General features: G+C 34.1%; 6 protein-coding genes. 2 read left to right on the top strand and 4 right to left on the bottom strand.

Translation table 11 applies throughout. The features are described from left to right. Window positions 1-2986 (bottom strand): SusC/RagA family TonB-linked outer membrane protein (locus tag BA768_RS11500; protein ID WP_065720868.1); only part of this gene is annotated, 2986 nt, incomplete at its 3' end. Between the two features lie 745 nt (window positions 2987-3731). Between BA768_RS11500 and BA768_RS11495 the strand changes: the two genes are divergently transcribed. Further along, window positions 3732-3977, top strand: a complete 246-nt coding sequence (locus BA768_RS11495; RefSeq protein WP_065720862.1) for a helix-turn-helix domain-containing protein — start codon at window positions 3732-3734, stop codon at window positions 3975-3977. A 962-nt stretch (window positions 3978-4939) separates the two neighbouring features. On the opposite strand, the gene BA768_RS11485 is transcribed toward BA768_RS11495, so the two are convergent. Together BA768_RS11485 and BA768_RS11480 are read right to left on the bottom strand one after the other, a co-directional pair. Beyond that, complete coding sequence (locus tag BA768_RS11485; RefSeq protein ID WP_065720860.1) at window positions 4940-7813, bottom strand: type I restriction endonuclease subunit R; 2874 nt, start codon at window positions 7811-7813, stop codon at window positions 4940-4942. 104 nt (window positions 7814-7917) lie between these two features. After that, window positions 7918-8844: a tyrosine-type recombinase/integrase gene (locus tag BA768_RS11480; protein ID WP_065720859.1), complete on the bottom strand. Its 927-nt coding sequence runs from the start codon at window positions 8842-8844 to the stop codon at window positions 7918-7920. Between the two features lie 84 nt (window positions 8845-8928). On the opposite strand from BA768_RS11480, the gene BA768_RS21495 reads away from it, so the two are divergent. After that, the gene (locus tag BA768_RS21495) at window positions 8929-10035 is read left to right on the top strand and encodes a restriction endonuclease subunit S (RefSeq protein ID WP_083206655.1); all 1107 of its coding nucleotides are present in this window, start codon (window positions 8929-8931) and stop codon (window positions 10033-10035) included. On the opposite strand, the gene BA768_RS21280 is transcribed toward BA768_RS21495, so the two are convergent. After that, window positions 10028-10582 carry a restriction endonuclease subunit S gene (locus BA768_RS21280; RefSeq protein WP_065720857.1) on the bottom strand — a complete coding sequence of 185 codons (555 nt, stop codon included), beginning with the start codon at window positions 10580-10582 and terminating at the stop codon, window positions 10028-10030. The genes BA768_RS21495 and BA768_RS21280 overlap by 8 nt on opposite strands. Window position 10583: the final 1 nt, after the last annotated feature.

Raw genomic sequence — 10583 nt, 5'->3', positions numbered from 1 at the left:
TTGCACCGAAAGAATACGTCCTCAAAGGCGGCAGAAAGCCCACCGAACTAAACTCAGGATCAACCCCGAAGTATTTCGTCCACGTATACAGGTTCTGTCCCTGAAAATAAAGCTTCACTTCCCGGAACACCCTCCCCTGAAGAGGAATGCTATAAGCCAGCTGAACATTCTTCAGACGGATAAAAGACGCATCAGACACCGTCGCATCACTCACCTGAAACAGCTGATGCGAAGCCGTAGGTGCTACATGATACGGCATATAAAAACCATTGGGATTTTCAGGGGACCATACATTCAGCGCTTCCACAGGAAGATTATTCATCAGTCCCGGCGAAGCCATCAGACTATTGTAGTTCCTACTCTCCTGCTTCACAAACTGCAACAGCACAGATAAATTCCAATTCCCATACTTAAAATCATTCGTCAGACCCCCATAAAACTTCTGTCCCAGGTTCCTGATCACCTGACGGTCATCAGGCGACGCAATCTTACCGTCACCATTAAAATCCGTAAACGCATACTGCCCTGTAGAAGGATTAATACCATTAAGCTGATACAACTTAATAATGTTCACAGGCTGCCCCACCACATACGTGTTGGCATAAGAAGACCCTTCCAGCCCAGGAAAAGACAACAGTTTATTTCTCGGAAAACTGATATTAAATCCCGCATCCCACGAAAACGAATCAGCAGAACCCCTCACCAAATCCCCCTTCAACTCAAATTCCCAGCCCTTATTCTGAACCGTTGCCCCGAGATTCGCCAACACAGAAGTAAACCCTGTCACTGCCGAAAGTTGATAACCCAACAGCTGGCTGGAAGACCTGTTATCATAATACGCAGCCGTCACATTCAACCGGTTTTTAAACAAACCAAGTTCAAGTGCAGTCTCAAACTTCAGAGTCTTCTCCCAACTAAAATCAGGATTATACAACCTCGACGGAATCAACCCCACCACACCATTATAAATCAGTGTTGAGGTCACATACGTGTTGAGGTACTGATTCTCCCCGATATTGTCACTTCCCGAAGAACCATAACTTCCTCGAAGCTTTCCAAAACTCAACCACGAACTGTCTTTCAAAAACGCCTCCTTCGAAAACAGCCAAGCAGCTCCCACAGCACCAAATGTCGCAAACTTATTGTTCGGACCAAACCTGCTGCTTCCATCCCTACGCCCTGTAAAGTTCACAATATACTTTCCATCATACTGATAATTAACCCTTCCGAACAAAGCAGCATAGCGGTATTCAGTCTTCACATCATCAGACACCACCTTCGTCTGAGCCGCACCAATATTATTAATAAACACATTGCTCTCAAAACCAAACCCCTGAATCGCAGCATTCGTATTCGTATCCCTCTGATACGTCCCACCAACAAGAACATCAACCGAATGCTTCCCTGTCTTAAAAGAATAATTAATCTGCGGTTCCACCACCATCGACAAACGGTTCTGATTGCTCTTTGAAGCCGCAGACTGAGCTGATGTCATCCCCGATGAAGGATTATTGGCCGTATGCGGACGCAGCGACCATTCCTCAAAAGTCTGATACGTCAATCCTCCATTCAACCTTAGCTTCAGGTTCTTCACCACCTCATATTCCGTCGTAATATTATTCAGAAACTGAAGTTGATCATTGGTGTAGGTATTTCGGTAAGTAGCCAAAGGATTATTGAACGTATTATTCTCCCAATTCAGGTTTCCAGAAGAATCATATAAAGCAGGCGCATTCGGAGGAAGCAGATACGAAGTATTCGTAATATCCGAAGTCAAGACATTATTATCCAATGCAGAAAACAAATTCGACATATTCAGGCTAAACTTCCTGTCCTGAGAACGGTGCGCTATATTAGCAGAAACTGTATTTGTCCTGTACTTAAAATCCTCACCAAATACTGTAGTCTGTTCATTATGACCCAAGCTCACCAAGAAAGAAGTATTATCACTGCCACTACTCAAAGAAAGCTGTGAATTTGAAAGCGTAGCATAACTGCCAATCAACTCCTTTCTCCAATCCGTAAAACGATTCTGATCCCAAGCACCGTTCACATCATACGCATTGGCAGGATAAACAGAGATATTATCATTGGCAAAAGCCTGTTTACGCATCGCAATATACTGCTCCGTATTCATCATCTCCAATCCCGATACCGCACGGCTCAAACCATAGGAAGAATTCAAAGTCAGCCTGAGATTCCCCTTTTTGGCTTTCTTAGTCGTAATCAACACCACTCCATTCGCACCACGTGATCCATAAATAGCCGTAGCATCCGCATCCTTCAGAATCTCAAAACTCTCAATATCATTAGGATTAATACTGTTCAGAGGATTCACATTCGCCATTGCCAGCACCGTTCCACCATACCTTGAATTTACGCCACCACCAACAGGCACCCCATCCACAATATACAACGGCTGATTCCCGTCAATCTCAGAATTAGACCGTGTACGCAATGAATTCCTACCCCTGATCTGAATATCAAATCCACCACCAGCAGTCCCTGAATTCTGAGTAATAGAAACCCCAGCCATTCTCCCCTGAGCAGCAGAAAGAACATTCGTCACAGGCTGATTCTCAATATCCGCAGCACCAATCTTGGCAATACTTCCCGTTCTCTCCCTATCCTTAACCTTATAATAACCGGCATTAAGAACAACTTCCTCAATACCTTTCACTTTCTCATTAAAGACAACATCCACGACACCCCGTTTATCAACAGCAACAACTTGCTCTGCATAATCAGAATGCCTAAAAACAAGCATAGGATTATCCCCTGAAATACTAAGATGGTAAACACCACTATCATTGGTAACCGAACTCTGATCACTTCCCTGCTGTGATACAATCACACCGGATAAAGGTAAATTCTCCGCGGTAACCTTACCGCTAATCATCTTGGTCTGAGCCCTAGCCGAACCACAAACAATGGTCAACATAAAGACAAGACTCATGCTTCCTATGTTAGAATAGGATTTTTTCATAGTTTTGTATGGGTTTTAATTTTATTAAACTCCTTGATTATTATTGAAACTCTTTCTGCAACTGTAAATTCCACTCTACTAAGCAGAAAGAGTTCTTATTTTTTTTTATAATATTATTTAGATATCTAATATCTAATATTCAATCAAAGAGAATTTCTGTTTCATTTGTATACATTCTTGTATTTTATATTAATATTACCGGATTCAGGTCTTTGAAAACAAAACTCTCTAAGTGCCCCTCAGCAAAAAAAAAGCATAAGGATATTTCTCCAGCCCACCTTAAGGCACCTGAAAGCCAATTAATATGAATGAAATTTGTGTCCCGTGAAAGCTTTAAAAGCCGCAATAGGTTGTACCCTCCTATTGTATCGTGTCTGATACTATTTTTAGGAAGCGGGCTTAGATGTTTGACGACTACGGGCAACATTAGATAAATAAAGCGTGGAGCTTACTACATCATCGCTTGTACTAGAGGCATCGCCAAACACCTTGCAACAAACTCCGTAAGTAAGCCCACGCCTAGGTCGTGAGCTACTTTACTTATGGTCTCGTTGCGTTTGTTTGAAAATTGGCGATTTTCTAGTACGAGATTCTAAGCAATAGCTTCTATAATTAAATTTGAAGTATCACAAAATTACTTTAATAAGTAATCTTTTCCAAATATAATAAAAAAATACAATGTGGGGAATAATACCCACTAAATATTTTATCTTTCTATGGAAATTGCTATCAATTTGATATTGATATGGCAACAAACTCTGAAAAAATTGCATTTCTAACAGGTTTTGGGAAAAGAGTTCAGGTACTAAGAGAAGAAAAACAACTTAGTCTTAGGCAATTGGCGCAAAATTGTGAAATCGATTATAGCGATATAGGTAAAATTGAAAAGGGTTTGAGAAATATTCAAATGTCTACAATATTAGAGTTATCTAAAGGATTAGATGTTTCTCCTCAAGAATTATTTAATTTTAAAATAAATGAAAAATCCTAACTTTTCAGTTAGGATTTTTTATTATTTGTTAATTTCTTCGTAATAACGATCTGAACATTGTTGAAAAATTTCTTCTGTCTCTTTGAATACTTTTTTCTTCTGATCAAACTCTTTTTGAGTTTAGTAGTAATACTTTGTAGTATTGTAAAGGCTTACTGATAAGATAAGAACTGCAACAGTTGAAATGATACTGTAGATTTTTAATGCTTTCATAAATTTGCTTTTTGTAAATATACAAAAAGATAACAAAGCTTTACGGTGTATACACTACAATATTAATAAAACTAATTTATTTCTTTATTAACTGGTAATGTAAGATTTTTATAAAATTTTAATATACATTCTTTTCAAATTTATTTAATCTAAATCTTTAATAAATCGTTTTTTAAGATTTATCCGGGAGGAAGATTATTATAATACTTTTAGTTTTGACAAAATTTCGAGTTTTTCAAAATATTTTCTATATAGTTCCTTGCTGGTGAAATTTGAAGGATTTGTAGAATCATTATAAAAAAATACTTTAACAATTTTATTACTTTCTTTCTCTACTCCTCCATTGGTATCTCCCAACTTATTTAGAATAGTTTCTGTTAAATTCTTATATTTACAGTATATAAAATCTTTTTCTAGAATTTCTTTTAAACTGTCAGTATATCCCAAAGGCTTATGCTCCCTGTTAAAAGCTGTCCATTCACCTTTAGAATTTGATTTTATTCCATAAGGAAAATTTATTTAAAGTTTTCAGGAAAAAGCCTTATTAGTTGAATATTAAGCTTTTATAAAGATAATCAAAGAAGTCAGGTAACGATTTAGTAACGGTGCTTATTGCTTTGCTTTTCAACGTGTTTCCGTTAGCTCATAGCAAATATACAAAAATAGAAGGATAGGTTTTGATTTTCCTATCCTTTATTTATCACTCTTAAATATTTTTGATTCTTATGAATGCCTCCTAGAATAAAACATTAATTTCCTGATATTCCATTAACAAAAGTATCTACGAACCCTAAAATCTTATTTAGAATACGATCCCCGATTTCTTTAGATTTTAATACACTCGGTCTGCCTTCTTTTCGTAAATCTAAAATTTCTTTTCGCAAAGGTTCACGTTCTGTAAAAAGATAGTTTTCGATTAATCTTTCCGTTTTTTCTTCAGATAGATTTTCAGTTTTAACTAATACTTGAAGTGCTTTTTCTTGTTCTATATTCCAGAATTTTTCAAATTCTTCGGGAATATTATCTGTATCTTCAATATTTGGTAGACTCTCTTGAATAAATTTATCAATCAATTCTCTTTTACTTCTTAACGAAACTTCAGTGTTTAATAAGTTGGCAATCTCTTTTTCAATGCTTTCTTTATCTTTCGCACTGTGTTTGGACTTGAATTTGACCAATAATTGGATAATATATGTAACATTAATCGTATCACGTCTTATCAATTCTAATTCAAAATCTATATCATTGAGAATAGATGTTTTTTCAGGTGAAGGATCTGTTCCCAGTCCATCTTTTAAATCCAAATACTTACTCGTGTAATCTGCAAATAGTTGTTCTTCAATCTGTAAATCATCCCAAGTAAATTCTGTATAATGGCTCATCTTCTTGTGCAGGCGCATCAAAGCACGAAAAGCTAAGATAAACTCCAATTTATCTTCTTCTGAATATAATCCATCAACAGACGTAACTTCTGGAACGATTTTTAATAATTTTTGTGTTGCTTCGTTAAATTTATCAACATAAATCTCATAAGGTTCAACTATAATTTCATCAATAGCTTCCTTATTACTGAACAAGGCAATAGCTTCGTCTGTTTTGTCTTTTAAATTTCTGAAACAGACAATATTTCCTTGGGTTTTATTCTTATCTAATATACGGTTGGTTCTACTAAAAGCTTGTATCAGTCCATGATATTGAAGATTTTTATCAACATATAAGGTGTTCAAAGATTTACTGTCGAATCCTGTCAAAAACATATTAGCAACTAATAAAATATCCGCTTCGTGTTTTGGGTGTTTCGATTTTTTAGCTACGGCATTGTAATAATTGTAATATCCTTCGTTGTCTTTGATATTTTGCTTTTCACCAAACATCTCATTAAAATCTTCAACATAATTTTCCAATAACTCTCTACGGTGCGGTTTATATCCGTATTCAGTTTGAGGTTCAGCAGCCATATTGATTTGAGCAGCTACTTGCTCTTCCATTTCTTCTTCATTCTGAGCAAAACTGAAAATAGTTGTTATTTTAAGATTATGCTCCCCATTTAATTTTTTACGTTTAAAAATTTCATAGTATTGAATAACCGAATCAATATCTTGTACACACATCATCGCACAAAATTTCTTGTTTTGTGTTTTCTGATCATGATGTTGAATGATATAATCTACGATTGCTTCTTTACGTTCAGGGGCTTCAAAGACTTCTGTTTCGTTGATTTGTTCCACTTTTAAATCAATGATATGTTCTTTCTGTTTAAAAGTCTGAATGTATTCAACCGAGAATTTCAAAACATTTTCATCACGTATGGCATCAGTAATTACATATTTATGCAGACACTTTCCAAAAAGACTTGCCGTGGTTTTCATTCCATCGGAATTCTTCTCTAAAATTGGTGTACCTGTAAAACCAAACAACTGAATGTTAGTGAAATAATTTACGATGTTTTTATGCGTATCACCAAATTGCGAGCGGTGACATTCATCAAAGATAAAGACCATTCTTTCATTCTGAATAGCTTTCATTTTGGCTAAATTTCGACTGGAAATAGCATTGTTCAGCTTTTGGATAGTTGTAACAATGATTCGAACATTCGGATCGTTAAATTTTCGAACTAAATCATCTGTATTAGTTGCAGAACTAACAGAGCCTTTACTGAAATTATCATACTCCTGATTGGTTTGATAATCTAAATCTTTCCTATCTACCACAAAAACCACCTTTTTGATGGCTGGAATATTAGATAAAATCTGACTAGCTTTAAAACTGGTTAAAGTTTTACCACTTCCTGTTGTATGCCAAATATATCCATTTTTTTCAATATTATAACCGTTCAGAATTTCATTTTCTTTTACCTTTTTGATTATGTTTTCTACTGCATAGTACTGATACGGTCGAAGCACCATTAAAGCTTTGGCGGTTTCATTCAGCACAATGTATTTGCAGATCATTTTACTGATATGACAAGGTTCTAAAAAAGTATCCGTAAAACCATTCAGTATGTTGTTGAGTGGATTATTCTGTTCGTCTGTCCAGTGAAAAGTCTGAAGATATTCCTGCTTGTGTGTTCCGAAATTACTGAAATATTTGGTGTTTACGCCGTTACTGATAACGAATAATTGTACAAAATGAAACAAGCCTTTACCTGCTCCGAAACTATGTTTTTGATAGCGGTTGATTTGGTTGAATGCTTCCTTCATTTCTAAACCTCGTCGCTTTAACTCAATTTGTACTAATGGCAAACCGTTTATCAACAGCGTAACATCATAGCGATTTTGATATTTTCCTTCCTGTGTAATCTGATTGGTTACCTGATATTCATTTTGACACCAATGTTCCACATTAAGAAATTCAAAATATAGATTATCACCATTATCTCTAATGATATGATGTTTCTTTTCTCTTAATACCTTGGCTTTTTCAAAGACAGATCCCTTATTGAGAATGTTTAATACTTTTTCAAATTCACTCTCGCTAAATTGTATATGATTGTGCTTTTCTAATTGCGTTTTAAGGTTTGCCAACAAAGATTTTTCATCAGCTATAGTAATATATTTATATCCCAATTTTTGTAATTGGATAAGGAGTTGTTCTTCTAAAATTTGCTCAGACTGTTTGCTCAAAATAATTATGAATTAGGAGTTAACCGTGTTTTTTTATCTACACACAAATTTAACAAAATAAAGTGATCTCAATTCATTAGCACCTCCTAATTCATAATATAAACTTACCTCAAAGCTTTAAACATCTGTTCAATGACTTTCTTCTTTTGTTCCATATTTGGATGAACATATAAATTTAATGTTGTACTTATATTTGAGTGCCCCAATAATACACTAACTGTTTTGTAATCACAATTACTTTCAATACATCGGGTAGCGAAGCTGTGTCGTAACCCGTGAAATTTAAGTTCAGGCATTTTTAATTCCTTCATTAAGTTCTTGTAATAGCTTCTATAGGTTCTTGGCTCCGTGGGTTTGGCATCGTTTGTCAATACAAAGAACGAGGGATTAACTATCTTTTTAAATGGTTTTAGTATTCGCAATAAATCCTTACTTATTGGAATCTCACGAATAGAATTTTTTGTTTTAGGTGTATCAAGAATGAGTTCTGTTCTTCTATTCTCATCTTCTATAACATATATGCGTTGAATTGTACGAGTAACGCTGATTATGCCGTTGTCTATGTCAATATCTTTCCAAGTTAAAGCACATATTTCTCCGATGCGCATACCAGCACTCAGGCAAATGTAAACGCCTAAATTTCTAAATGTAAAATGTTCTTGTATATAGTTCATTATTTTTTTCTGATCAGTCTTGGTTAGCACTTCAATATTATGCTTTTCTCGTTCAGTAGGAAACTGAATATCAAAAGGGGTATACTGTAACCATTTGTTTTTAGCTCCAAATTTCAAAATCATTTTCAGAACAATTAAAATATCCTTAATTGTTTTATGACTTAAACCCGTTTCCAATTTTTGAAAAACAAAGCTTTGGACATCAGCTTCCTCAATCTCAATTTTGTTGCCGAAATTAGGCAGTAGATGATTTTCAATCAATAGCGTATAAGCTGAGAAACTTGACTTTTTTACATACTGTTTTTTGTCTATTTTCCATAGATCGATAACTTCTGAGAGTTGTTTTTGTTCATTCATTATAATTTAATTTTTTAAAATCTCAAAGGAAAGAAATTAAGGATACTTTATCCCCCAGATGGATTTGGAACTAAGTTCCCAAATTTGAGATTTCCAGAGTTTACCGAAAAGTGGAATAGAGAAAAAATAGCAAGTATTTTGACTATTTGTAGTGGGAAAGATTACAAGCATTTATCAAAAGGTACTATTCCAGTGTTCGGAACAGGTGGGTATATGGCTTCTGTTGATGATTTTTTATACGAAGGAGAAAGTGTTTGTATAGGGAGAAAAGGAACTATTAACAAACCCTTGTATTTCAATGGGAAATTTTGGACTGTTGATACTCTTTTTTATACTCATTCTTTTAAAAATGTCTTACCAAAATTTGTCTATAATATTTTTGAACAGATAAATTGGTTAAAATATAATGAAGCATCTGGAGTTCCAAGCCTTTCAAAATCTACAATTGAACAAATAGATATTAATATTCCATGTGTTGAGGAACAACAAAAAATTGCCACATTCTTATCTCTAATTGACGAACGTATTCAAGCCCAAAACAAAATAATTGAGGAGTTAAAATTATTAAAGATTACGATTAGTAAGAAATTATTTTCACGTCAATTGAGATTTAAAAATGAAAACTATATAGATTGGAATACTAAAAAGTTGGGAGAGGTTACAACTCTTGTAAATAAGAGAAATAAAAATAACGAAAAGCTTCCTGTTTATTCTATAAATAACAAATTAGGATTCGCTCCGCAAAGTGAGCAATTCGAGGGAGTTGATAGCGAAGATAGAGGCTACGATATTAAACTATACAAAATAATTGACAACAACACCTTTGCCTATAATCCAGCAAGAATTAATGTAGGGTCTATTGGCTATAGTGAAAACTTAGAGAATATTATTATCAGTTCATTGTATGTTTGTTTTAAAACAGATAACACCGTAAATGACAACTTTCTATATCAATATCTAAAGACAGATTTTTTTAATAGAGAAGTTTTAAGAAATGTTGAAGGAGGAGTAAGAGATTATCTTTTCTACGACAATTTTGCGAGAATTAAATTTGGTTTACCTTGTATTGAAGAGCAAAAAAAGATTGCTGATTACCTTTCATCTATAGATTCAAAGATTGATATTGAAAGCCAACTATTGCATAAATTTGAAAAACAAAAGAGATACTTGTTAGCTAATTTATTTATATAAATAAATTAGCTAACAAGTATTGTTTCTGCTTAAGTAATAGTGTATGAATTTCAAATTCATTTTTTATTTTAGTGTCAATACTTGCGAGAAAATCTGCAACATATGTTTGTTGAATATAATTTGGTAACTGCATTTCCATAGTCTCAATTTCGGAGATATAATGCCGTTTGTGTTCATTTGATGATAGATTTAAAAATGACAAATACTCAAATATAAATTTTAGGTTTACATTTGGTTTCGCTGTCAGTATTTTAATTGCTGAAGACTTTACTTTGAATGGAAAATTAACAAACTTTATATCCATTGTAAAATCATCGAAAATGATACATTGACCTTTGTCATAAATACCAAATTCTTCATCAGTATATCCTAATACAAAAGCTTTATTTGCAGTTAGAACTGGAATTAGCGAAATATCAGATGAATAATCCGTATTTGTAACCAAATATTTAGTTGGCTGTTCATAGTTTAAAGCATCCTTAACTTGAACATATTCATTTTCGTGATTAAGAATTTGTTCGTATAGTTGATAGCGAAGCGTAATCACA

This window comes from Chryseobacterium sp. CBo1 (assembly GCF_001693475.1).
GTDB lineage: Bacteria > Bacteroidota > Bacteroidia > Flavobacteriales > Weeksellaceae > Chryseobacterium > Chryseobacterium formosense.
Note: the sequence above shows the minus strand (reverse complement) of the source record. Positions and strands in the feature narration are given on the sequence as shown.

Coding starts and splice junctions, on each gene's coding strand:
- BA768_RS11495 (WP_065720862.1), top strand. CDS start 3,732: ATGGCAACAAACTCTGAAAAAATTGCATTTCTAACAGGTTTTGGGAAA.
- BA768_RS11480 (WP_065720859.1), bottom strand. CDS start 8,844: ATGAATGAACAAAAACAACTCTCAGAAGTTATCGATCTATGGAAAATA.